Raw genomic sequence first — 23,365 nt, 5'->3', positions numbered from 1 at the left:
ACCGACCTTCCTCATGGTGAGCCCGTCGAACCACGCATTAGTTCAATGCAATAACTTAGTATTACCGCTGCAATGTCACGCCGACATACACACTCGTCTCATCGGTATTGCGTGATTCAACGTCGCTGCGGACAAGCTGGTGGCGGGCGCTGACATCCAGCCCGACAAAACGATTAAACCAGTAGGTTGCACCGATCTCGGCACCGAAACCCTTATCCAGTCCCGTATCATCTTTATTGTCGCGCAAAGAAGCGATCAGTTTGGCGTTAAAGTCCAGGTTGGCCCGGACCTGACGTTTGATGCCAACCGTTCCTTCATAATAGACCGAACCGCTTTCTCCGGGGGCGGTTGCGCCTTCGACGCGGGTCAAAAGACCGATATCGACATCGGTTCCGCGCTGCGGAGACCATTTGATCGCCGCATCCGCACTGAGGCCTTCGACAGCTTGCAAACGGTCATCGTCAATACCTTGGCGTAGATAGCCAAGTGCGAACTCGCCTGACATTTTCTCCCCGAAATCAATCTCGACGCCGCCGCGAAGCCCTGAACGCACACCGGAACGGCGATAGCCGCTAAAATCGACTTTCTCATCATAAATGAGTTTACCAAACTCGACCTCGACAAAGGGCTTGATGGCAGGCGACATTTCAAAGCCGCCACGCAAGGCGATGCTGGCGAAGGTGTTGTCGCGATCTTTCTGGCTGACAGCGATATTGCCGAATTCGGCATTGCCGTAGGTGGTTCGGTTGACCTTGCCTTTGACATCGCCGAAAAATTTGCCGAACTCGTGGCGCAAGCCAAGCGTTCCATCAAGCTCTTGCACGCCAGGACGGTTTGATGTGCCTTGAAGTGTTGTTGGCGCGCTTGGATCTTCCTGCCGATAGCGATAGCCCGCTTCACCTTTTACAGTTGTGCGTGCGCCGAGATCCAGTTGAAAGCCAGCACGCAGCCCAATATTGGGCGCTGAATATTCCTCACCGGAAAGGGTCTTGTCATAGGTCCCATCAAAATCCAGCCATGCGGAATGGCGTGACCAATCTGTCGTGGCACGGGCACGCAGCCGGGTTTCCGACAGGATGGCGGATTTGCCATCCGAACTATTATCGGCATTGGTTGTTGCCCGCAGACCCTGACTGAGGGAGGGGCGCAAAGTTACTGTTCCGGCCCGTATGCCGAGCGGCGCGAAGGGTTCAGGATCGGGACGCGGTATACGGCGCTCAATCGCCGAGACAGGCATATTGTCCTTTTCAGCGCGATTTTCCGCCGGATTGGCTTCCTGACTCTGTTCGATTGCGCCGGTGTCATAAGGATTTTCCGGATCTCGGTCAGTGTTATTTTCGTCTCCGGCCGCGGCTGTGGGGCGTGGCGCTCCTAGCCGTGGTTCCGGTATTGGCACTGATGCCGTCGGAACTGGCGTCATCTGATCCTCCGGCGAGGGCGGCGGGTTCAGTCCACCGCTATCATCGGCTGGACCGCTCGGAGGGCTGCCGTCGTTTTGAGGTACACCCAACAATCCCAGATTGGAACTATCATCCTCGGCGGGCAGGGCGCCGGGGCTGACAGGCTCATAAGCGCGGGAGGGAATGCCGGAATCGGTTGTAGCTGCGCGCGAATCAGCGGGACGTGTAGTTTGCGTCTGCAGGGTGTTTCCCTGAATAGACCCGCGCAACTGAGAGTTGTCTGGCAGAACAGTTTGCTGAGCCAGAGCAGGGCCGCAAACCATAGACACAGTGCTGCCAAGCAAGATTGCGATGACGCAAAGATTGCTTGAAGCTTTGAAGCGATAACTCGCTTTTGCGCGTGGTTTGGACGAATGAGTCAATAGATTTGCCAAAGGGTTCGAACCTTCAACGATGGTAAAGAAGCATGGTTAATGACTTGATAAGACCGCCGGTTTTGCGCGGTGCTCATACGGATTTGCGAAGCGGCAATGAACAAAAATTGGACATGAGCCAGCGGAAGCGCTAACGGTTTGCCCATGCAGGCTATAAATGACACCAAACTGGACAGGTCCGCAGCGGTTGACTCCGCAAAACGGACAATTGCAACCGAACAAGACGGGCTAGTTGCGCTAGGCGCAGCGCTGGAAGGTTCGATGGCCGATGCGTTCTGCCGCGCGATTGAGAAAATCGCTGCAATCAAAGGGCGCATCATTGTTACCGGCGTTGGCAAGAGCGGCCATGTCGGCGCCAAGATCGCTGCGACATTTGCCTCGACAGGCACACCGGCCTTTTTCGTACATCCTTCGGAAGCCAATCATGGCGACCTTGGCATGATCGCCGCCGATGACGCCATTCTTGCGCTGTCATGGTCTGGCGATACGGCGGAACTGAAAGGAATAGTCAGCTATTCGCGGCGGTTCCGCATTCCGTTGATTGCGGTGACGGCGGGTGAAAAATCAGCACTGGCAATGGCTGCCGATGTGGTGATCCTGATGCCGCGCGTGGCGGAAGCCTGTCCGCATGGCCTTGCGCCGACGACATCTACGCTGATGCAACTGGCGATGGGCGATGCGATTGCCGTGGCGCTGCTTGAGGCACGCGGCTTTACCCCCGGTGACTTCAAGACATTCCATCCGGGCGGTTCGCTCGGTGCCAGCCTCACTCATGTGCGCGAGATCATGCATCGCGACGACCAGATCCCCCTTGTGCCGCTTGGGACGCTAATTCCCGACGCGATGAAGGTTCTGTCCGAAAAACGTTTCGGTTGTATTGCGGTCGAGAATGCCGATGGCACGCTGGCTGGCATTATCACCGACGGCGATCTTTCGCGTAATCTGCACCGCAGTCTGGTGACAATGACCGTCGAAGAGGTCATGACGCGGAACCCGAAGACTGTACCGCCGACCATGCTGGCAAGCGCCGCACTGGCTTTGCTCAATGATCACAATATTGGTGCGCTGATCGTGACTGAAGACAATTACCCGGTCGGGATCGTGCATTTCCATGATCTGTTGCGCATCGGCGCTGCATAAGAGCGTTGCAATTCGATTGTGCGTGGTTCGACGGGGCTCACCATGAGGAAGGTGGGTTGATTGCAGGGAAACACTCCTGCAGCGCTGGCGAATTAACCCGCAGCCCACTGCCCTTCCTCATGGTGAGCTTGTCGAACCACGCATTTCTGTTGTGCACATGAGCTAGAGCGCTTCGACCCGCAATGTTCCCTGATCGATCCCGACGATTTTCACTGGCGTTCCGGCGGCAAGGTCCGGACCTGTGACACGCCAGAGACTATCGCCGACACGCGCGCGGCCCCGGCCATTTACGGTCGCTTCTTCAAGAGTAACAATCTGGCCAATGAGCTGTTCACCGCGCCGGTTGAGCAAGGGTTCGTCTGACTCCGCATCGGTTGCGCCGACGAGCTTGCGCCCGATGAAAACGGCGATCAGCGAAAGCACCAGAAACAGGATGACCTGCACCTGCCAGCCGAATGGGAAAGCTTCGCCAAGCAGGATGACAAAGCCGCCGACAATGAGCGCGGCGATGCCGAACCAGAGGAAGAATATTCCCGGCGCGGTCACTTCCAGGATCATCAGCAAAAGGCCAAGTACGATCCAGTTCCAGGGGCCAAGTTCCGCAAAGAGACGTTCCAGCATTTCAAAGCCTCACCCGAATTATGAATTCGTTCCGCTGGTACCTGGAACGGTGCGTCCGCGGGCTGGTGCAGCAGGCGGCGACGCAGGTGCATTATCGCCGAAAACTTCGCGAGCAATTGCGCCAATGCCGCCAAGCGAACCGACAAGAGCGGAGGCTTCCATTGGCATCATGATGATTTTCTGGTTGGGGCTGGAAGCAAACTTGCCGAAGGCTTCGGTGTATTTTTGCGCGACGAAATAATTAAGCGCCTGAACATTGCCGCTGGTGATGGCGGCTGACACCATTTCGGTTGCCTTTGCTTCAGCTTCCGCAAGACGCTCGCGGCCTTCAGCTTCGCGATAAGAGGCTTCGCGCTTGCCTTCTGCTTCGAGAATTTGCGATTGCTTCAAACCCTCAGCGCGCAAAATCTGCGCCTGACGGGTGCCTTCAGCTTCCAGAATAATGGCGCGCTTGTCACGTTCGGCCTTCATCTGACGGCCCATGGAATCGAGCAAATCCTTCGGTGGATTAATGTCTTTGATCTCCACGCGGGTCATTTTAATGCCCCATGAATGCGCGGCCTCGTCGACAACGCGCAGCAACCGATCATTGATCGTGTCACGGTTGGACAGGAGCTCGTCGAGAACCATGGAGCCCATGACGGTACGGATATTGGTCATGGTCAGGTTCAAAATGGCGTTTTCCAATCCGCTGACCTGATACGCCGCCTGTGGTGCATTGAGGATCTGGTAGAAGGCGATGCCATCCACGGCAATATTGGCATTGTCCTTGGTGATGACTTCTTGCGTAGGAACGGCAAGCACCTGTTCCATCATGTTGAGCTTGGCGCCGATGCGATCGAAGAATGGGACAATGAGGCTCAAGCCCGGCGATAGCGTGCGGGTATATTTGCCGAAACGTTCAATGGTGTAATTATAACCTTGAGGCACGGTTTTTACGCCCGCAAACAGAATTGCCAGTACGAGAATGGCAAGCACTGGTATCGTGAAATCAAAACCGCTCATTGTATCGCCCCCCTTGGTCGGCCCTGAGGCCCGAAACTCACACTATCCCGTTTAGCGGGTCAGTGCACGATAGACCATAGTGGCAACATCAAAAAGCAGCGATTCTACACCCAACCCTGTAGTTCGCGGCGGACGAGCTGTTCGATGACCCGCATGCCTTCATCGCTATCATTGAGGCAAGGCACGTGAGTGAAGTTTACGCCGCCATGTTCGTGGAAGATTTCCTCGCCTTCACCAGCGATTTCCTCAAGCGTTTCAAGGCAATCGGATACAAAGCCGGGGTTGAAGACAGCAACGGATTTCACACCCTCTTTGGCAAGTTTTTCCAGGGTCTTGTCCGTGTAGGGTTGCATCCATTCTTCGGGGCCAAAACGTGACTGGAAGCATGTTATCAGTTTGTCTTCGGCCCAGCCCAGTCTTTCACGCAGGAGCCGGGTGGTTTTCCAGCAATGGCAGGGATAGGGATCGCCGCGCTTGAAATAGCTCTGCGGTATGCCGTGATAGGAAGCGATCAATAGCTCAGGTTCAAAATCAAGCGTGGCATAATGCTTCTCGATCGATGTCGCCAATGCATCAATATAGACGGCCTCGTCCTGATAGGAGGGGACAATGCGGGTTGCTGGCATGAAGCGCATCTTGATCAGCGCTTCGAAAAATTTGTCATTGACCGTTGCGGTCGTCGTTGCCGAATATTGCGGATAGAGCGGGAACATGAGAATGCGCTTGCAGCCTGCTTTGTCCAGTCGCTCCAGTGCCTGCTCGATTGAGGGCTGGCCATAACGCATACCCCAATCGACAACGATTTCAGGGTGCTCGGCCAGAGCTACCCCAAGTTTTTCGCCTTGAGCGCGAGTATAGGTGCGTAGCGGCGATTCGTTGCGCTCGCGGTTCCAGATCTTGTCATAGAGCGCGCCGGATTTTTTCGGACGTGTGTTCAACACAATGCCGTAAAGCACGGGAAGCCAGATAGCGCGGGGCCATTCAATGACGCGCTTGTCAGAAAGAAACTCCTTGAGATAACGGCGCATCGAGGTTTTATCAGTGCCATCCGGAGTGCCCAGATTGACGAGCAGAACGCCGATTTTCGACGTCTCAATATGCGGATGGTCCTGGGGTTTTTTAACCGTCGCCATCGGCTCGTCAGAAATTTTCATTGTCGTACTCCGCTTCTGCCGCCAGAAACTAGTGTCCGCCGGTATTATTGCAAGGGCACCAAAGGCCGCATGTTGAGTGCACAGATCAGGAGTAAGCCGATTCAGTAAGTTTCGGGATTTGTGGCCGAACCACGCAGTATGCTTGGACATTAGCCCCCTAAGTTTTTCGTCGCAGGCTTCCATTTGGCATGGAACTTGCGTTTAATCGGTTGTCTGCGTTCGTCACTCAAAGGAAATGACTGTCATGTCCAGCCACCAGCATGCAACGCCTCCCGTTCTTCTTGTTACCGGCGCACATCCTCAGCTCTACAGCGCCGATCTAGCCCCCACCGCTCCTGAGGGACGAACCTGGGGCGCATTCAGCCTTTTTGCCATGTGGATGTCCGATGTCCATTCTGTTGGCGGCTATACATTTGCCGCGAGCCTATTCTTTTTGGGTCTGACGGGTTGGGAAGTTTTGATCGCCATGATCGTTGGCATAACGGCTGTCTATTTCCTGATGAACCTGATCGGCAAGCCATCGCTGAAATATGGTGTGCCGTTTCCCGTTGTGGCCCGCATGTCTTTTGGTGTCATGGGTGCCAATCTTGCTGCCGTTCTGCGCGGCATTGTCGGTATTGTCTGGTACGGCGTGCAAACCTATTTCGCCTCCAAGGCAGTTCAGGCGCTGGCAATTACCCTTGTGCCGAGCACTGTTGAACTGACTCGAAACGACATATTCGGGCTGTCGACGCTCGGCTGGCTCAGCTTTCTTTTCATGTGGGTTTTCCAATTGCTGATTTTCTTGCGCGGCATGGAATCCATCCGCAAGTTTATCGATTTTTGCGGGCCTGTGGTCTATGTGGTGATGTTCGCGCTTGCCATCTGGATATTATCGCAAACCGGCTTTTCCAGCCTGTCGCTGCAGCTTGCGCCACCGGCGGAGGGTTCTTCCCTGTCGCATATGGCGAATGCCTCCATGCTGATCGTTGCCTATTTTGCAGCGCTGCTGCTTAATTTTGGTGATTTCTCGCGTTTCTCGCGAGACGAGAAAGCCATGAAGATCGGCAACTTTCTGGGGCTGCCGGTCAATTTCATCGTCTTTTCCATCATCGTTGTGATCGTGACTGCCGGTACGGTTCAGGTCTTTGGCGAGGCCATTCTTGACCCGGTTGCCATTGTCGAGCGTATCAATAATCCTTGGATCGTCGTTCTTGGTTCGATTACCTTCATCGTCGCAACCATGGGTATCAACATCGTCGCAAACTTTGTCTCTCCGGCCTATGATATTGCCAATCTCTTTCCTGAGAAGATCAATTTCCGTATGGGCGGATTGATCACCTCCATTCTTTCGGTCCTCGTCTGCCCTTGGCTTTTTGTCTCAAGTCCTCAGGCGATCACCATTTTCGTCAGCATATTCGGTGCCGTTCTTGGTCCGATTTTTGGCATTATGATTGCCGACTACTATCTGGTGAAAAAGCAGAATGTTGTGCTTGAAGACCTCTACACAATGTCACCGGAAGGATCGCTTTACTTCGAGCGTGGCTGGAATAGCCGGGCGTTGCTGGCATTGGCGATAGCCAGTGTTATGTCTATCGGATTGTCGGTGCTTGGGGCCACGCAATATATCCGCAATGGTGGCGATTGGGGCTGGCTGCTCGGAGCAGTCATAGGTGGTGGTGTGCACTATCTGCTGATGCGCAATGAGCGGGTTGCTGCTGCGGCTCTGGGAGCGAAAGCGTGAAGTTGAAGCGGTTCGTGCCGATTATCTCTCCCCCCACGCGGGAGAGATAATCGGACGGTGAGGTGTGTATATGGCTCACCGTAAGGGATAGGCTGCTTGCATCTAGGCTGTGCGTGGTTCGCCCTCCTGAGCCTGTCGAAGGGCCAACCACGCACCACGCCATTGCAGCTTGTATATATTACTTGGCAGGCACTTTCATCTCGGCACCAACAGGCAGTTTCATAACTTTCATATCGGGATTTGCTTCAGATAGCTTCTTCCAGGAAAAACCATCGCCGTAGAGCTGTTCGGCAATATCCCAGAAATTATCGCCAGCCTTGATCACGTAGGAAGTCGGGGTTGTCGCAGGAGCTACGGAATCAGCAGGTTTGGCGGCATCGGCAGGTTTGGCAGCGTCTGCTGCCGGTGCTGCGGGCGTCGTTGTTTCGGAGGGAACGGGGACTGCAATCGGACTTGCGGATGTAATGCGGCCGTCCATCACAGGCATGTATGGGTTGTTTTTAACGAGATAGTCGGCAAGGACTTCTTCAAGGCCGGGACCATAATCGTAGGCATTGATACCATTGGTGGCGAAGACCTTGTAACCATCGCCGCCGGCGCGCATGTAATTATTGGACACCACGCCATAGGTTGCAGCAGGATCGATCGGCTTCCAGCTTTCGCCCTGCATAACCTGAACATCGGAAATACGGCTGCCGACAGGCTTGGAAATATCGAATGTATATTTCAAACCAGCGACCTGCGAAAAAGCGGCCCGCGATTTTTTCAATCTGGCTCGCTCCATTCTCCAGCGCCGCAACGACATCCGAGCCGCGCAACTGGAATGTCGCAAGGGTGTTCTGGAAGGGTAGAACAGTCAGAACCTCGCCCATGGTCACTTCACCGGCATCAATTGAGGCGCGCAAGCCGCCGCCATTGATGATGGCAATAGTCACACCTTGCGCCTTGACGCGATCAAGCATCGCGTCGGCGACAAGATTGCCCATGCTGCATTCGCCGATGCGGCAGACTTCACGAGAGCCGTCGATCTCGCCTGCAGTATCGGCGACTTTGCGGGCCTTCAGTTCTTCTATCGGCTTGGCAAGTTCGGCCACGCGGGCAACAAGGGCTGCATCCGGCGTGACTGAAGAGTCGAGCAGGATCGGCGCGCCGGAGCTTGCCGTGACATTGCCGTCATCATCAAAGGTGACTTTGAGCTCGCCCAGATATTTGGAATAGGCCTTGGCCTGAACGATTGGAACCTCACGTCCTGCGGGATTTTTGACGAGGGTGGGGTAGGGGCCGCCAGAGTCAGGATCAGTACTGGAAAGCAGAGTATGGCTATGACCGCCGACGATCACATCAATACCGTCGACCTTGGCCGCAATCTCTTCATCCTCAAAATAGCCGGTATGGTTGAGCGCGATGATCTTGTTGACGCCCTCAGCTTTTAATGTGCCAACGAGCTTTGTCAGGGTCTCGATCTCATCCGCGAATTTGACAGTGGGTCCGGGTGTAGAGATTTCAGCCGTATCGGTCGTCAGGGCGGATATGATTCCGATTTTCTGGCCGCCGATTTCCTTGATCAGATAGGGTTTGAACTTACCCGCGATCAGCGGTTCTGAATCAGCCTGGGTATTGCTGGAAATGATCGGGATTTTGACCTTATCGAGGAATTTACCCAGCACTGACGGGCCACCGTCAAATTCATGATTGCCCAGCGCCATGGCATCGTAGCCAATTGCATTCAGAAACTCGGCGGTGTCATCGCCCTTATAGGTTGTGTAAAACAAGGAGCCCTGGAATTCATCGCCAGCGTTGAGCACGATTACATTGCCGCCGTCCTTGGAAAGTGCCGCGCGGCGTTCATCGATCTTGGCTTTTACGCGCGCAATGCCGCCGAAACACTCATTCTTGGTCGTCTCTTCGGGCGAACAGGTGGAATCATATTTGTTGATGGCTTCGATGCGGGAATGCAGGTCGTTAATGTGCAGAATATTGAGCGTATAGTCGGCCATGGCGCTTCCCGCGCTGATGCCGAGGGCGGAGGCAGCTAGAAAAAGCTTGCCGAGAATTCTGGACATGACCTGCTCCGTTCAATTCGATGTGGTAATACATCAGCACCTTGATGTGCTTGTGACAAAAGCCATGGTTTCATCACTTTGCACACGATGCAAGAGAGGAAAACAAGCCTGTGTAAACACGCCAAGGTAATATTTAGTTCGGAAAATTACCTGTTCATTACAACAAGGAGTTTAAAACATGAGTGACAAGCCCACGGTTATTTTGGTGCACGGATTCTGGGGCGGTGCGGCCCATTGGAACAAAGTAATTATTGAACTCACGCGCATGGGGCATGCCAATATTCATGCCGTCGAACTGCCCTTGACCTCACTCGGCGATGACGCCGAACGCACGCGCAAAATGGTGGCGCAACAAAGCGGCCCGGTTCTTTTGGTGGGACACTCCTATGGTGGTGCCGTCATTACCGAGGCAATGCGCCCAATGTGGCCGGTCTGGTCTATATTGCAGCTTTTGCTCCGGATGCAGGGGAAAGCCCTGGTGCTATCACGCAGGAGCACGTGCCACTTGCAGCGGCAAATCTCACACTGGACAGCGATGGCTATCTTTGGGTCAAGCCGGAACTCTCCATGAAAGCTTCTGTCAGGATTTGACCGAGGAGGAAGGGCTTGTCATGGGGATCACCCAGAAGGCACCTTTGGCAAGCACTTTTGGCGATACAATCACTGCGCCCGCCTGGAAGACAAAACCGTCCTGGTATCAGATTTCCACTGACGACCGGATGATCGCGCCGGAAAACCAGAAACGCATGTCGTCACGTCTTGGTGCGCGGAAAATCATATCTCTTGACGCCAGCCATGCCTCGCTGGCATCACAGCAGGTGGAAGTTGCATCGTTGATTGATGAAGCAGCAACGGAACTGGCGAAGAACTAGAGGATCGCCTTGCCGAAAGATGTCCATGGGAACCTCCGTGGACATCTGCAAAGTGGCGGCCGAAGTCGAACCGCGATCTTAAGCGGAGCGGCGCGTCAAAGAAAACTGCTGGCCCGAGGAGGACGTGCAGTTCAACTGGCCGCCACTCACGAGCGCACAATTGACCTTGGACTGCGTACCGCGAGCAAGCGAGCGAAGATCAATCTCGACAAGATTTGCAGATACGAAGCGGTAATTGCCCTCGGCAAGTTTTTCCTTGGTATCATTGGCGCGGGTTTCGAAAACACCGCCATTGAAGTTCGAGAATGCAACACCGGATGTATCGAACCATTGGCCCTGAACGGCGTCAGTGGGGCGTGCGGTCTGTACAGGCCCGCCATCTGATTGCGGCCCGCTCATGCAGCCGGCGAGGACAATGGTCAATGCGGCTGAACCGAGGCCAAGTGATAAACGTTTCATCCAAACAATCTCCCATGGGTGTGGCCCATAAATGACGCTAAAATTAAGCAATAACAAGACTTAAGTTTATTGATAATCTGCGGCAAGCTCAGATTCGTACAGCAAAGAGGGTGGGTATGATAGGATATACGATGGTCGGCACGAATGATCTGCGCAAGGCGGAAGCATTCTATGACCCGCTCATGGTCGAGCTTGGCCTGGAGCGCTGCTTTAGCGATGAGGTTATGTTTTCGTGGGGCAGAAAAACCGATGACGATGTTCCCCGCTTCATGGTGGGCCTGCCTTTTGACGGAGAGGTGGCAAGTGTCGGCAATGGCAACATGACCGCGTTTCGGAGCGAACAAGCTGGTCTTGTCGACAGGCTCTACGCATTGGCTCTTAAGAATGGCGGCAGCAGCGAGGGCGAGCCAGGTTTGCGCCCGCAATATGGGCCGGGATTTTATGCGGCCTATGTCCGCGATCCGGATGGCAATAAGCTCGCCTTCGTTTGCTATGATGCGAAGATTGACGATCAGGAAAAATGAAGGATCATTCTTTCCGGCTGGAGCAGGCATCTGAACAGGATTTTCAAAGATTGTTCGAGTTACGGCTTCTCACCATGCGTGAAAGCCTTGAGCGGATCGGGCGTTTCCATGAGAGGCGGGCATTTGAGCGGTTCCGCAAGTCATTTCGAGCTGAATATACGCGACTGATTGTGCTTTCGGATGGTTCGCTCGGCGGTTGCGTGGCGCTTGGCCCGTCTGATGATGGATTGCTGCTAGAGCACTTCTACATTTCCCCGGCATTGCAGAGTGTCGGATTGGGGACACAGATCCTTCAGACGCTTTTGGCAGAAGCAGATGAACTCGGATTGGTTATACGCCTGAGCGTATTGAAGCACAGCGATGCCGGTCGGTTTTACAGCCGGAACGGATTCACCAATACCGGTGCGGATGAGTGGGACGTCTATTACGAAAGAAGCCCGCAAAAGAAACGGCACCTGTGAGGGTGCCGTTTGCCATTTCAGTATGGTCCAGAGCAAATATCAATGGACGAGAATATTGCGGAACTGCCAAGGATCGCTTTTATCAATGTCTTCCTTGAACAGGCCCGGCCGGTTTTCCAGCGGTGTCCAATCGGTATAGTGACCTTTTAGCGGGCCGAGATATGGCGTCTGAACTTCGAGGCAACGACGGAAATCAATCTCGTCCGTTTCCACGATACCCGCTTGCGGGTTTTCGAGAGCCCAAACCATGCCAGCTAGAACAGCGGAAGAGACCTGAAGGCCGGTCGCGTTCTGATAGGGAGCAAGCTTGCGGGCTTCCTCAATTGTCAGCTGCGAACCATACCAATAGGCGTTCTTGTCGTGGCCATAGAGCAAAACGCCCAACTCGTCAGCACCGTCGACAATCTCGGACTCGTCCAGCACATGCAGCTTGGTTTGCGGCTGGCCAGCAGCACCAAACATTTCATCAAGCGACAGGGTTGCCACATTGGATGGATGATAGGCGTAGTGGCATGTCGGCCGGTAGGTTGCCTTGCCCTTCTTGTCGAAAACAGTGAAGAAATCGGCAATCGAGATCGACTCATTATGCGTGACCAAAAGGCCGAACTGCGCGCCCTCTGTCGGGCACCAGGTGCGAATGCGGGTGTCAGCGCCAGGCTGCTCGAGGAAAATGGCGGCCTTGTTGCCCTTCTTCTGCTTACGGGCGTTCTTTGGCATCCATTTTTCATGGGTGCCCCAACCAAGCTCAGCAGGCTGCAAGCCTTCTGAGATGAAACCTTCAACGGACCAGGTATTCCAGAAGACGCCGAAAGGCTTTGGATCAACGGCACGCTGCGTATCGCGCTCGGCAATGTGGATACCTTTGACGCCGACCTGTTTCATCAACTTGGCCCAGCCATGGCGATCTGAGCGTTCAGGCTCGGTATGTTCAATATTGAGGTCTTTGGCCAGATCAAGCAAAGCACGTTTGACGAACCATGAAACCATGCCGGGATTTGCCCCGCAGCATGAAACCGCGGTCGGACCGCCCGGATTTTTCTTCTTCTCGGCAAGCAGCGTCTGGCGCAGCGCATAATTGGTGCGCTCGGCATTGTCGATGCCGCTTGCATAGTAGAAGCCAGCCCATGGCTCGATGACCGTATCGATATAGAGCGCGCCGAGCTTGCGGCAAAGATGCATGATATCGACGGATGACGTGTCTACCGAAAGATTGACGCAAAACCCCTGTCCGCCGCCTTCGGTAAGAAGTGGCTTGAGCAGTGTCTTGTAATTTTCCTGGGTGACTGCTTCCTGAATGTAGCGAATACCGCGTTCATCCAGCAATTTCTTGTTTGCATCGCTCGGGTCAATAACGACCAAGCGGGACTTGTCAAATTTGAAGTGGCGTTCGATGAGGGGCAGGGTACCCCGTCCGATGGACCCGAAACCGATCATCACGATCGGACCAGTAATTTCTCCATGTATAGGCCATTTAGCCTTCGCCATTTTTTCGTTGCTCCTAATTTTGATCTCCATCATTGAGGGCAGCGGGTTGATATACCGCTTCAAAAGCAACCATAGAGCATAGTCATGCTCAAGAGCAAACAACCGCTGGCCGCTTTGAGGTGAATTTTTGCCCTAATGTTAATTAAAACAGGATTACAGACGATTTAGAGTGTCAATCAGCCGCTCGCGGATTGTCATAATACCTTTATAATTGGATTGGGCAGGATTAAGCGCCTCCAATTGGCGGCAAAAAGCTTCTGCGACAGCGCGGCATTGCGGATGTTTCTTCAATGCATTTACGGGGTCGAGATAAATACGGATCGTGAAAAGAATATCCCCGGACATGGGTAATTTACGCAAGGTCTGCCGCTCGACCCGGATATGGCAATGGGTTGCCAGATCATCATCGGTGTAAAGCGCCCCTTTCTGATGGCTGGCGAGCGGGTGATACATCTCATCACCTGGCTGCAAAGACCAATTCATGCGATAGACGGATCGATCAGGGCGCAGATTGTCAAACATGCGGGTTATCAAATCGGCATTGCGGGTGCCTGCATTAAAGTCAGGAACGGGCGCATGAATATCGTCCATGGACCGCCCGAATTTTTCCAGCAATGTCCATGATGAGGGAAAAGACAATGACGCAGCGGCAAGATGCCAGCCGCGTTTCTCATCTTTGCGCATGAGAACCAGATCTTCCTGAACAAGATTTGCAGCACGGAGCAGCAAAGGCGTTTGTGCCGAGCCCAGCTCAATTTTATCGGGCCAACCGGAAACGGTAATCTCGTCACCATTGCGGGCGTAAAGTTGCGGATATCTGTCAATCAGATGAGCAGCGAGCAGCTCAAGAACTTCTGCTTGCGCGGCTTGCGTCCCCGGTTCCTCGACGAAAATCCGCTCAGCATGCAGACCAAAGAGCCGCCTCTTTTCTGCAAGATAGGCGAGAAGATTCTCGTCTACCTCTATCCAGTCTTTCAAATCCAGCTGTTGCAGCCCGATCGTGAAAGGCTGGCTCGATCCATCATAGGGCGTATGGACAGGCGCTTTATTCATGCTGATGGTGTCCTGACCCTAGTCCTGATCCATGGTCTCCAGCTCGTCGATAATGCCTTCAATAACCGACAGGCCTTTTTGCCAGAAGGCTGGATCTGTTGCATCAAGGCCGAAAGGAGCAAGCAGTTCGGAATGATGCTTGGTGCCACCAGCCTTTAACATGTCAAAGTATTTCTGCTGAAAGCCCGATTCCGCATTCTGATAAACGGCGTAAAGCGAATTCACCAGACAATCGCCAAAGGCGTAGGCGTAAACATAGAAAGGCGAGTGGATAAAATGCGGAATATAGGTCCAGAAATTCTCGTAACCCGGGCCGAAATGCACCGCATCTCCCAAGCTTTCCTTCTGAATGTCCAGCCAAATCTCGCCGATCCGATCTGACGTCAGCTCACCATTGGACCGCTCGGTGTGAACGCGACGTTCGAACTGATAGAACGCAATCTGCCGCACGACCGTATTGATCATGTCCTCCGCCTTTTGCGCCAGCATCGCCTTGCGTTCGCGCTTATCCCTGGTCTTTTCCAGCAATGAACGGAATGTCAGCATTTCACCGAAAACCGAGGCGGTTTCGGCAAGGGTCAGGGGTGTTGACGCCATGAGCGCGCCCTGATCCCCGGCCAGTACCTGATGCACGCCATGACCAAGCTCATGCGCCAGGGTCATCACGTCGCGTGGCTTGCCCATGTAATTGAGCAGAACATAAGGATGGGCAGAAGGAACAGTCGGATGGGCAAATGCGCCGGGCGACTTGCCCGGACGCGTCGGCGCATCAATCCAATTCCGGTCAAAAAAGCGCTTGGCAATCTCGGCCATTTCGGGGGCAAAGCCATTATAGGCTGAAAGCACGGTTTCGCGCGCTTCGGCCCATGGAATGACCGCTTGCGGTGTTTCCGGAAGAGGCGCGTTGCGGTCCCAGCTATTAAGATAATCGAGGCCGAGCCACTTGGCTTTCAACTTGTAATAACGATGAGAGAGACGCGGATAGGCGGCCTGCACCGCTTCCGCCAACGCGTCGACAACTTCACGCTCAACACGATTGGCCAGATGACGGCTATCGGCGATATCCTCGAAGCCGCGCCAGCGGTCGGAAATTTCCTTGTCTTTCGCCAAAGTATTGGTGATGAGCGTGAAGATGCGCAGGTTTTCCTTGAAAGTCTTGGCTAGCGCATCGGAAGCGGTCTTGCGCACTTCCGCATTCGAATCCTGCAGAAGGTTGAGGGTTGGTTCAATCGGCAATTCCTCGCCATTTACCTCAAAACGCAATGATGTCATTGTTTCATCAAAAAGCCGGTTCCAGGCGCCACGGCCTGTAATAGACTTCTCGTGAAAGAGTTGTTCCAGCTTGTCATCGAGCTGGTATGGCTTGTCTTTGCGCAAATCGACCAGCCATGGGCGGTAATGGCCGATGGCTGAATTGTCATCCATGGCCTTTTCGATCAGTGCATCTTCAATACGGTTCAGTTCGAGGCCGTAAAAGATCAGATGGGTGCTGGCATCGGTGAGCTTTTGCTGGATATCGCCATAGAGCTTGGCATTTTTCGGATTGGAAGTATCGCTGGCATAGACCAGTCCGGCGTAGGAGCCGATTTTGCCCATCAGATCATCGAGCGCTTCATACTCTGCAATGGACTGAGCAAAATCGCCGCCCTGCGGTTTTGCTATTTCGGCGGCGAGGGTGCCTTTCCATCGTTCTTCAAAGGCGATGGAAAGTTCACCGGCCTTTTGCAGATCAGCCGTAAGTTCACTGCTTTCGGGGGAAGGATACAGATCAGCCAGGTTCCATTCCGGCAATATGCCAAGTGCAGCCTGTTCCTCCTTTACGGCGGCGGCGCCGGATTTTGGGGAAAAAACAGTGGCCTGCAATATGTTGTGTCTGTTCATTTCAAAACTCATTATTGCGCCATAAAATGGCTGGGCGTAGGAGGTCCGGTCGAATCAGACCAGTGGAAATCGGAACACTAAACTTAGTGCAAAGAGACGGCTGTGCAACGATTTGACGCCAATGACGTAAACATGCTGACAAAGCCAAGTTGCCTAGGCAAATGAGACTTTGACCGCTTAGAGGCGATATTTTGGCGTGGGCGGGGTGGATTCTTTCGTCAAAACGCCTTATTCCTGTCGTTAACCAACTGTTGACCATGTCACATAACAGTGGATTTCATTCAGGTTTTTGCCATGCTCTCAACGTATTTGATGTTCAATAAGTGACCATTAACCATTAAATTGGATAATCCAGCTATTCGGGGACTTGAGAAAACGATCAAGGTTGGGACGACATTGTCAAACATGGTGCATGCACAGAGCGGTAAATTGACGGCAGGTTTTAACATGCGTGCCGGTTGGTTTGCGTTCCTCATGGTCTTCGCGTCGATGCTTTTTGTATCCGCTCAGGCTCAAGCCGAGACGAGAACTCTCAAGCTTTATTTCATTCACACGAAAGAACGCGCTGAAATCACGTTCAAGAAGAATGGACGCTATCAGCAGGATGGCCTGAACAAGCTGAACAAGTTTTTGCGCGATTGGCGCCGCAATGAACCGACCAAGATGGACCCACGCCTTTTCGATCTGGTCTGGTCGACCTATCAGAAGGTTGGCGGGCGAGACTATATCAATGTGGTTTCGGCCTATCGTTCCCCTACTACCAATTCGATGCTTCGCTCCCGTTCGCGCGGTGTGGCAAAGACAAGCCAGCATATGCTTGGCAAAGCAATGGACTGGTATTTGCCAGGTGTAAAACTTGCAACCTTGCGCAATGCAGCGCTGAAATTTGAAGCTGGTGGCGTTGGCTATTATCCGCGTTCCGGATCGCCCTTCATTCATACTGACGTTGGTAATGTCCGCCATTGGCCGCGCATGAGCCGCAAGGAATTGCTGGCGGTGTTCCCGGACGGCAAGACCATGCACATTCCGACCGATGGTAAGCCATTACCCGGTTATGAACAGGCGGTCGCAGCTTACGAATCCCGTAAGCGCAGTGGAGGTTCGATCCAGGTTGCAAGTTCAAGCTCTTCGCGTCGCGGTGGCAAGACTCTGTTTGGCGTATTGTTTGGCGGTGGCGCGGATGAAGAAGAGGATTCAGGCGAAAGCTCAGTAGCGGTTGCTTCGGCGCCGACACCGGCCCGGGGCACCACACGGCAAGCACCCGCCGCTGCCGCTGAATCCGACGAGGATTCAGGAGCCGCGCCAGCAACCACAGCCGGTAATCTTCCGGGCGTGATGGAACCTGCATTGCCAAACCGTAATGCGCCTGCGCCAGTGGCTGCACCGCGTCCTGAAACGCCGGTTGAGCTGACGCCGGAAGACAATCAGGCTCTTGCTTTTGCTGTGCCTGTGCCGCTGCGCCGTCCGGATTATGCGCCAGCTGTAGCAACGCCGGAGCCCTCAACGCTTAATGCGCTTGCAGCGGATAATTCAACGCAGGATAGTGCTGCAGCGATTGCTCAGATGATCGCAGCCAATCCGGCGCCGGAACCCGCGCCAGCAAATGTGGCGCAGCCGCAAATGGTGAATGCGCTTGTGCCTGTACCATTCGAAAAGCCGCGCACAGCGCCAAAGCAAAACGACATGATGGTCGCCTCCATTGTTCCAACGCAACGTCCGGCGAATATACCAGCTTCCGTTCAGACAGCGGATAACGACGTCATTCCGGTTCCAGACGATGATCTTGAAGCGATCATCAAGCAGTCTGATCCCGAACACAGCACTGTTGTGGCGGCGTCCGATCCTTCGCCGGAACTGCCAACCACTGTCGGCAAGACAGGTGGACGGGTGAAGAAGGTTACCGGCAATGATGCTGCTCAAGTTGCATCTGCCGCTCCCCAGCCTTCATTGCGCAAGACCATGCTTGAAGCCAAGGGCGGTGATCCGGTTGCCATGCTCGACAGCGGTGTGGTGACTACGGCCAAGGCATCCAAGCCACGCCGTCAGGCAGTGCAGGAGGCACCGAAGGCGATGCAGGTCGCGTCCGATGTGCCGGAGCGGGCACTTTCGAATGAGCAGGTCGCCGACACAGCACCGGCAGTTACCCCTGCAGTACTGCGCAATGAAACAATGCGCATGGCCCCGACGACAGTCTATGTCGCCGGATTCCAGCAGAAGTTGCCGGTTGCCGACGCCAACAAGTTTACCGGCAAGGCTGTGACCTTCATGCAGATCGCAAAGTTCAATCCCAGCCACGGTTCTTAAACAACGGTATAAAAATGAAAACGGCGGTTCTGAGCAGAGCCGCCGTTTTATATTGAACCGCAGTCTGTTCTATCAGCTAGCCAACTTGACGGCTTCGGCTGCCAGCTTGGTGATTTCGTCCCACTTGCCTTCCTTGACCAGATTTTCCGGCGCGACCCACGAGCCGCCGACGCAGACAACATTTGGCAGGGAAAGATAGGTTTTTGCATTGGCAATGCCGATACCGCCTGTTGGGCAGAACATCGTTCCGGCCAGCGGCGAGGAAAGCGATTTGAGGAAAGCTGCGCCGCCAGCCTGTTCGGCCGGGAAGAATTTCAGCATTGTATAGCCTTCTTCCCGCAGCGCCATGATCTCGCCGGGGGTGATCGCGCCGGGAAGCAACGGCACCTTGCTGGAGCGGGCAGCCTCAAGCAATTGCGGTGTTACACCGGGGCTGACGATGAAGCGCGAGCCGGCATTGGCCGCCTCTTCATACTGGCGCGCGTTGAGAATGGTGCCGGCGCCTACGATTGCTTCAGGAACCTCATTGGCAACCGCGCGGATGGCGTCGAGCGCGGCGGCGGTGCGCAATGTAATTTCGATGGCGGGCAGGCCACCAGCAGCAAGCGCGCGCGCCAAGGGCACCGCATCGGCAACATTTTGAATGAGGAGGACCGGAATGACCGGCTGGCCCTTGAGGACAGGTAGCAATAAATCGGTCTTCTGGGTCATGACAATCTCCGTCTTTTTGAACTCTAATCGATTTAGTGTTGCTGAACCTTTTTGTCCAATGATTCAAGTCCAGCATCATGCAAGAAATGCGGCCAAAGCACCGCTTGTCGCAAATATCTTGAAATTGACGTTGTGGCACAGTAGTTGAATGCCATCATGACAGATCATTCTTCCAATCTGCCCTTTACAGTGGCTGCACTATATCGGTTTGCCCGGCTGGATCACTACCAGTCATTGCAGGAGCCGCTGGCGAAACTGTGTTGCGCGCAAGGCATAAAGGGCACGCTGCTGCTGGCGGCCGAAGGCATTAACGGCACGGTTGCGGGCTCCGCTGCCGCGATCAAGACGCTGGTCGATTTTCTTGAAGCAGAACCTGCAATTGCAGGAATGGAACTGAAATATTCCCATGCCAGCGAAATGCCGTTCAAGCGTATGAAAGTGCGCTTGAAAAAGGAAATCGTCACCATGGGCGTTGAGGATATCGACCCGCTGCAAAGTGTCGGGACCTACGTCGCTGCGCAAGACTGGAACGCGCTGATTTCGGACCCCGATACGGTAATCATTGATACGCGCAATGATTATGAGACCGCCATCGGCACATTTACGGGCGCGCTTGACCCGCAGACGAAAACATTTCGTGAGTTTCCGCAATGGGTGGAAAACCATCGCGAGGAACTTGAAGGCAAGAAGATTGCCATGTTCTGCACTGGCGGTATTCGTTGCGAAAAGGCTACTGCCTTTGTCAAAGGTCTCGGCTTTGATGAGGTGTTTCATCTCAAGGGTGGCATTCTTAAATATCTGGAAGATGTACCCGCTGAGGAAAGCCGCTGGGAAGGCGAGTGCTTTGTATTTGATGAGCGCGTTTCCGTCGGCCATGGGTTGATTGAAGGGGAGGCAGAACTTTGCCACGCCTGCCGTAATCCTATCGCGCCCGAAGACAAGCTGTCGCCTTTGTTTGCAGAGGGGATTTCCTGTCCCAATTGCTATCATGAGCGCACTGATGAAGACCGCGCCCGCTTCGCGGAACGGCAAAAACAGGTGCGGCTGGCGCGTGAACGTGGGTTGAAAGAGCATATCGGGTCTTGAGCTTGCCGAGGGATGAACCACGTATGTCGTGATTGCGAGCCACAAATCCTTCCCTGTCATTGCAATGCCATGAAGCTGTTCCTAACTAAGACCAGCGAATTCATGCGACCAAGAGGGAGAAATGCATGCTCGATCCGAAGAAGATTTTGAACGATTTCCTGGGAAGCAATATCCCCGGCGTGGGAACCTCGGTACGCGACACAGCCGGAAAGGCGACGCAAATGGCCAAGGACAACCCTCTGGCGGCAGGTGCGCTGGCAGCGATTTTGCTTGGCACGGGTACAGGCCGTGAAGTTGCCGGCGGCGCTTTGAAGCTTGGCGGTCTCGCCGCAGTGGCAGGATTGGCCTACAAGGCCTATCAAAATTATCAATCGGGCAAGGCTCCCGCAGAAACCGCGCAGGCTCCGGCAAATGGCGAATTGCTGCCACCGCCGAGCGATTCAGGTTTCGATCCGCAGACGGCGCCGCAAGGTGAGCACGAATTTGCCCTTGTGCTGGTGCGTGCGATGATTGCTGCTGCCCGCTCCGACGGCATGGTCGATGATGCAGAGCGCGCGCGTATTTTGGAAAAGCTATCGCTCTCCGGCATGAACAGCGACACCCAGGAATTCTTGAATGCAGAACTCAGCGCTCCCGTTGATGTGGATGCGCTGGTTGCAGCTGCCGTTACCGACGAGCAGAAGGTTGAGCTTTATACAGCTTCCCGTCTCGCCATTGATCCAAAGACACGCGGCGAACGCGGTTATCTCGATCTGCTCGCCGGTCGTCTCAAGCTGCCGGATAGCCTCATCGATCATATTGAGGCAACGGTAAGTCAGGCGAAGGTCGCTTCGCCCGCCTAAGCTGATGGCATATCTAGTGCGTGGTTTGCCTCTCGCAAACTACGCGCTACATGGAGGCGGGCGGCAACGCCCGCTTATTTTGCCAGAAATTTCTCGATGCGTTCGATGGCGCGGATGATATTTTCTTCGGAATTGGCATAGGAGAGGCGGATATAACCTTCGCCGAGAATGCCGAAATCCGGACCGCCGATCAAAGCCACGCCGGCACCATCGAGGAGGGCAGAAGCAAGTTTTTTGGCGGGCCAGCCCGTTTCCTTGACGTTTGGGAAGGCATAGAAGGCTCCTTTGGGCGTGGCGCAGCTAATGCCCGGCAGGCTGTTCAGTCCATCGACAACAATTTTACGGCGATTGTCGAATGCCTTGCACATTTTCTCCACATCATCCTGCGGACCGTCAATGGCAGCTATACCGGCATATTGGCTTGGCGCGTTGACGCAGGACCAGCAATTGACCGCGAGTTTGCGCACCTTGTCATAGAGCTGATCGGGCCAGATGGACCAGCCCATGCGCCAACCTGTCATTGCCCAGGTCTTCGACCAGCCATTCAGCACGATCAGGCGGTCACGGATTTGCGGGAAGGTAAGAAGCGAGCAATGTTCTTCGCCATCATAGGTCATCACATCGTAAATCTCATCTGACATGATGGCGACATGGGGATGGTCTTCCAGACCTTTTACCAGTTTTTCGATTTCTGACTTTGGCGTGACGCCACCAGTCGGGTTGGCAGGTGAGTTGAGAATAAGAAGCCGCGTATTCGGCGTAATCAGCGATAGCGTTTCCTCCGCAGAAAAAGCGAAGCCATTCTCCTCACGAATTGGCACCGGAACGGGTTTGGCACCCGTAAACTCGATCATTGAGCGATAAATGGGAAAGCCGGGATCGGGATAGAGGATTTCCGCGCCGGGTTCGCCGAAAATCATGATCGCGGCAAACATTGTCACCTTGCCGCCCGGCACGATGATAATGTTCTCCGGCGAGACTTCGACGCCCGTCGTGGTCAGCGTGCGTCGTGCAACGGCCTCGCGTGTCGCCAGTAACCCATTGGCTGGCGTGTAGCCATGATGACCGTCTTTAAGCGCCTTGATGGCCGCTTCAACAATATGCGCCGGTGTTTTAAAGTCCGGTTGGCCGATGCCAAGATTGATGATGTCCTTGCCTTGGGCGCTGAGGGCTGTCGCGCGAGCCAGAACAGCAAAGGCATTTTCTTCGCCGATACGGTCGAAGCCCGAAATGGTACGCAGCATTTTCTTGTCTCACATACAATTTTCAACTTCTGCTTTGTGCGGGGACTAGCGTAACAAGTCAAACGTGCTTTGATAAAAATGGGCCGAATTACATGACCGATTTGAAAGACTGGACACCACGACCATTTCCTGCCCCTGAGCCGCTTGAAGGACGCTATGTCCGTCTTGAGCCGATCAATGCGGCAAAGCATGGCGATGGACTCTATGAGGCCTCGACGGTTGCTGATGCAGATGGCCGGTTCCGCTATCTTTTCGAGGACGTGCCTGAGAGTCGCAACGCCATGACGCCATGGCTGGCAAAAGTCGAAGCGAGCAAAGACCCGCTGTTTTATGCGGTCATCGACAAAGCCAGCGGCAAGGTTGCGGGACGTCAGGCGTTGATGCGCATAGACGCTGCCCATGGCTCCATCGAAATCGGCAATATTTACTGGGGACCGCTGATCGCGCGCAAGCCAGCAGCCACGGAAGCACAATATCTTTTCATGGCATATGCTTTCGATGTGCTGGGCTACCGGCGCTACGAATGGAAATGCAACAATAGCAATGAGCCGTCAAAGCGTGCCGCAGAACGGTTTGGTTTCACATTCGAAGGCATTTTCCGCCAGCATATGGTGCAGAAGGGCCAGAACCGGGATACGGCCTGGTATTCAGTGACCGATCAGGAATGGCCAGCGCTCAAAGCAGCCTATCAGGCTTGGCTTTCACCGGATAATTTTGATGCTGAGGGCCAACAGATCAAGCGGCTGGAAGAGCTTCGGCTTGCTGCAAGATAGTGAGCCCGTCGAACCACGCACATTATCCATGCAGCTCGATAAAAAACGCCACCGCCAGTTTCTTCGTAGGTGGCGCATTATTCAACTTATGAAAGATCAAGCTTGTCGAACCACGCATATAAAGATTTGC

18 protein-coding genes and 2 pseudogenes are annotated in these 23,365 nt (G+C 54.2%); 9 read left to right on the top strand and 11 right to left on the bottom strand.

The features are described from left to right. Positions 1-61: 61 nt before the first annotated feature. Complete coding sequence (locus tag QFZ34_RS09230) at positions 62-1,822, bottom strand: outer membrane beta-barrel protein (protein ID WP_307279924.1); 1,761 nt, start codon at positions 1,820-1,822, stop codon at positions 62-64. 156 nt (positions 1,823-1,978) lie between these two features. Between QFZ34_RS09230 and QFZ34_RS09225 the strand changes: the two genes are divergently transcribed. Then, entirely contained in the window at positions 1,979-2,974 is a 996-nt protein-coding gene (locus QFZ34_RS09225; protein WP_307279922.1) for a KpsF/GutQ family sugar-phosphate isomerase, read from the top strand. 162 nt (positions 2,975-3,136) lie between these two features. On the opposite strand, the gene QFZ34_RS09220 is transcribed toward QFZ34_RS09225, so the two are convergent. The 3 genes from QFZ34_RS09220 to hemH all read right to left on the bottom strand — a co-directional run bounded on the left by QFZ34_RS09220 (position 3,137) and on the right by hemH (position 5,733). After that, the gene (locus QFZ34_RS09220; protein ID WP_115052256.1) at positions 3,137-3,595 is read right to left on the bottom strand and encodes an NfeD family protein; all 459 of its coding nucleotides are present in this window, start codon (positions 3,593-3,595) and stop codon (positions 3,137-3,139) included. Positions 3,596-3,613: 18 nt separating this feature from the next. Further along, positions 3,614-4,600 (bottom strand): SPFH domain-containing protein, encoded by a 987-nt coding sequence (locus tag QFZ34_RS09215; RefSeq protein WP_307279917.1) that lies wholly within the window; start codon positions 4,598-4,600, stop codon positions 3,614-3,616. Between the two features lie 104 nt (positions 4,601-4,704). Next, complete coding sequence (gene hemH, locus QFZ34_RS09210; protein WP_307286215.1) at positions 4,705-5,733, bottom strand: ferrochelatase; 1,029 nt, start codon at positions 5,731-5,733, stop codon at positions 4,705-4,707. Positions 5,734-5,998: 265 nt separating this feature from the next. Here hemH and QFZ34_RS09205 point away from each other — a divergent pair, with 265 nt between their 5' ends. Next, on the top strand, positions 5,999-7,477 hold the full coding sequence (locus tag QFZ34_RS09205) for an NCS1 family nucleobase:cation symporter-1 (protein ID WP_307279915.1): 1,479 nt from the start codon (positions 5,999-6,001) through the stop codon (positions 7,475-7,477). 178 nt (positions 7,478-7,655) lie between these two features. On the opposite strand, the pseudogene QFZ34_RS09200 reads toward QFZ34_RS09205, so the two are convergent. Beyond that, positions 7,656-9,540: pseudogene (locus QFZ34_RS09200) on the bottom strand (5'-nucleotidase C-terminal domain-containing protein). Positions 9,541-9,718: 178 nt separating this feature from the next. Here QFZ34_RS09200 and QFZ34_RS09195 point away from each other — a divergent pair. Then, positions 9,719-10,412, top strand: a pseudogene (locus QFZ34_RS09195) (alpha/beta hydrolase). A gap of 78 nt (positions 10,413-10,490) precedes the next feature. Here QFZ34_RS09195 and omp10 read toward each other — a convergent pair. Continuing rightward, positions 10,491-10,871 carry an outer membrane lipoprotein Omp10 gene (gene omp10 / locus QFZ34_RS09190; RefSeq protein ID WP_115052262.1) on the bottom strand — a complete coding sequence of 127 codons (381 nt, stop codon included), beginning with the start codon at positions 10,869-10,871 and terminating at the stop codon, positions 10,491-10,493. Positions 10,872-10,987: 116 nt separating this feature from the next. Between omp10 and QFZ34_RS09185 the strand changes: the two genes are divergently transcribed. Both QFZ34_RS09185 and QFZ34_RS09180 read left to right on the top strand, forming a co-directional pair. Beyond that, the gene (locus QFZ34_RS09185) at positions 10,988-11,395 is read left to right on the top strand and encodes a VOC family protein (protein ID WP_115052263.1); all 408 of its coding nucleotides are present in this window, start codon (positions 10,988-10,990) and stop codon (positions 11,393-11,395) included. Beyond that, positions 11,392-11,856, top strand: a complete 465-nt coding sequence (locus QFZ34_RS09180) for a GNAT family N-acetyltransferase (protein ID WP_307279909.1) — start codon at positions 11,392-11,394, stop codon at positions 11,854-11,856. The genes QFZ34_RS09185 and QFZ34_RS09180 overlap by 4 nt, the downstream gene beginning before the upstream one ends. 39 nt (positions 11,857-11,895) lie before the next feature. Here the strand turns inward: QFZ34_RS09180 and QFZ34_RS09175 are convergent, their stop codons facing one another. From QFZ34_RS09175 to QFZ34_RS09165, 3 genes are all read right to left on the bottom strand, one after another. Next, on the bottom strand, positions 11,896-13,341 hold the full coding sequence (locus tag QFZ34_RS09175) for a homospermidine synthase (protein WP_115053209.1): 1,446 nt from the start codon (positions 13,339-13,341) through the stop codon (positions 11,896-11,898). A gap of 153 nt (positions 13,342-13,494) precedes the next feature. Next, a complete protein-coding gene (locus QFZ34_RS09170) occupies positions 13,495-14,394 on the bottom strand; it encodes a heme-dependent oxidative N-demethylase family protein (RefSeq protein WP_307279903.1) in 900 nt (299 codons plus the stop codon). A gap of 18 nt (positions 14,395-14,412) precedes the next feature. Further along, positions 14,413-16,275: a M3 family oligoendopeptidase gene (locus tag QFZ34_RS09165; protein ID WP_307279900.1), complete on the bottom strand. Its 1,863-nt coding sequence runs from the start codon at positions 16,273-16,275 to the stop codon at positions 14,413-14,415. Positions 16,276-16,722: 447 nt separating this feature from the next. Here QFZ34_RS09165 and mepK point away from each other — a divergent pair, with 447 nt between their 5' ends. Then, positions 16,723-18,579 carry a peptidoglycan L,D-endopeptidase MepK gene (gene mepK / locus QFZ34_RS09160; protein ID WP_307279898.1) on the top strand — a complete coding sequence of 619 codons (1,857 nt, stop codon included), beginning with the start codon at positions 16,723-16,725 and terminating at the stop codon, positions 18,577-18,579. Positions 18,580-18,651: 72 nt separating this feature from the next. Here mepK and QFZ34_RS09155 read toward each other — a convergent pair whose 3' ends face one another. Then, positions 18,652-19,290 (bottom strand): 2-dehydro-3-deoxy-phosphogluconate aldolase, encoded by a 639-nt coding sequence (locus QFZ34_RS09155; RefSeq protein WP_307279895.1) that lies wholly within the window; start codon positions 19,288-19,290, stop codon positions 18,652-18,654. A 156-nt stretch (positions 19,291-19,446) separates the two neighbouring features. Between QFZ34_RS09155 and trhO the strand changes: the two genes are divergently transcribed. Further along, a complete protein-coding gene (gene trhO / locus QFZ34_RS09150) occupies positions 19,447-20,376 on the top strand; it encodes an oxygen-dependent tRNA uridine(34) hydroxylase TrhO (protein ID WP_115053213.1) in 930 nt (309 codons plus the stop codon). Positions 20,377-20,501: 125 nt separating this feature from the next. Further along, positions 20,502-21,218 (top strand): tellurite resistance TerB family protein, encoded by a 717-nt coding sequence (locus QFZ34_RS09145; protein WP_115052268.1) that lies wholly within the window; start codon positions 20,502-20,504, stop codon positions 21,216-21,218. 74 nt (positions 21,219-21,292) lie between these two features. On the opposite strand, the gene QFZ34_RS09140 is transcribed toward QFZ34_RS09145, so the two are convergent. After that, positions 21,293-22,462, bottom strand: a complete 1,170-nt coding sequence (locus tag QFZ34_RS09140) for a pyridoxal phosphate-dependent aminotransferase (protein ID WP_307279891.1) — start codon at positions 22,460-22,462, stop codon at positions 21,293-21,295. A 92-nt stretch (positions 22,463-22,554) separates the two neighbouring features. Here QFZ34_RS09140 and QFZ34_RS09135 point away from each other — a divergent pair, with 92 nt between their 5' ends. After that, on the top strand, positions 22,555-23,235 hold the full coding sequence (locus QFZ34_RS09135; RefSeq protein WP_307279888.1) for a GNAT family N-acetyltransferase: 681 nt from the start codon (positions 22,555-22,557) through the stop codon (positions 23,233-23,235). Positions 23,236-23,365: the final 130 nt, after the last annotated feature.

The sequence above is a fragment of the Phyllobacterium ifriqiyense genome, from assembly GCF_030817885.1.
GTDB classification, from domain to species: Bacteria; Pseudomonadota; Alphaproteobacteria; order Rhizobiales; family Rhizobiaceae; genus Phyllobacterium; species Phyllobacterium ifriqiyense.
The sequence above is the reverse complement of the archived record's forward strand: the minus strand, read 5'-3'. Positions and strand labels throughout refer to the sequence as shown.

Excerpts from the sequence above, each read along its gene's own strand:
- QFZ34_RS09185 (WP_115052263.1), top strand. The coding sequence starts at position 10,988 with ATGATAGGATATACGATGGTCGGCACGAATGATCTGCGCAAGGCGGAA.
- omp10 (WP_115052262.1), bottom strand. The coding sequence starts at position 10,871 with ATGAAACGTTTATCACTTGGCCTCGGTTCAGCCGCATTGACCATTGTC.
- trhO (WP_115053213.1), top strand. The coding sequence starts at position 19,447 with ATGACAGATCATTCTTCCAATCTGCCCTTTACAGTGGCTGCACTATAT.
- QFZ34_RS09225 (WP_307279922.1), top strand. The coding sequence starts at position 1,979 with ATGCAGGCTATAAATGACACCAAACTGGACAGGTCCGCAGCGGTTGAC.
- hemH (WP_307286215.1), bottom strand. The coding sequence starts at position 5,733 with ATGGCGACGGTTAAAAAACCCCAGGACCATCCGCATATTGAGACGTCG.
- QFZ34_RS09215 (WP_307279917.1), bottom strand. The coding sequence starts at position 4,600 with ATGAGCGGTTTTGATTTCACGATACCAGTGCTTGCCATTCTCGTACTG.
- mepK (WP_307279898.1), top strand. The coding sequence starts at position 16,723 with ATGCGTGCCGGTTGGTTTGCGTTCCTCATGGTCTTCGCGTCGATGCTT.
- QFZ34_RS09155 (WP_307279895.1), bottom strand. The coding sequence starts at position 19,290 with ATGACCCAGAAGACCGATTTATTGCTACCTGTCCTCAAGGGCCAGCCG.
- QFZ34_RS09205 (WP_307279915.1), top strand. The coding sequence starts at position 5,999 with ATGTCCAGCCACCAGCATGCAACGCCTCCCGTTCTTCTTGTTACCGGC.
- QFZ34_RS09170 (WP_307279903.1), bottom strand. The coding sequence starts at position 14,394 with ATGAATAAAGCGCCTGTCCATACGCCCTATGATGGATCGAGCCAGCCT.
- QFZ34_RS09180 (WP_307279909.1), top strand. The coding sequence starts at position 11,392 with ATGAAGGATCATTCTTTCCGGCTGGAGCAGGCATCTGAACAGGATTTT.
- QFZ34_RS09220 (WP_115052256.1), bottom strand. The coding sequence starts at position 3,595 with ATGCTGGAACGTCTCTTTGCGGAACTTGGCCCCTGGAACTGGATCGTA.
- QFZ34_RS09165 (WP_307279900.1), bottom strand. The coding sequence starts at position 16,275 with ATGAACAGACACAACATATTGCAGGCCACTGTTTTTTCCCCAAAATCC.
- QFZ34_RS09175 (WP_115053209.1), bottom strand. The coding sequence starts at position 13,341 with ATGGCGAAGGCTAAATGGCCTATACATGGAGAAATTACTGGTCCGATC.
- QFZ34_RS09135 (WP_307279888.1), top strand. The coding sequence starts at position 22,555 with ATGACCGATTTGAAAGACTGGACACCACGACCATTTCCTGCCCCTGAG.
- QFZ34_RS09140 (WP_307279891.1), bottom strand. The coding sequence starts at position 22,462 with ATGCTGCGTACCATTTCGGGCTTCGACCGTATCGGCGAAGAAAATGCC.
- QFZ34_RS09145 (WP_115052268.1), top strand. The coding sequence starts at position 20,502 with ATGCTCGATCCGAAGAAGATTTTGAACGATTTCCTGGGAAGCAATATC.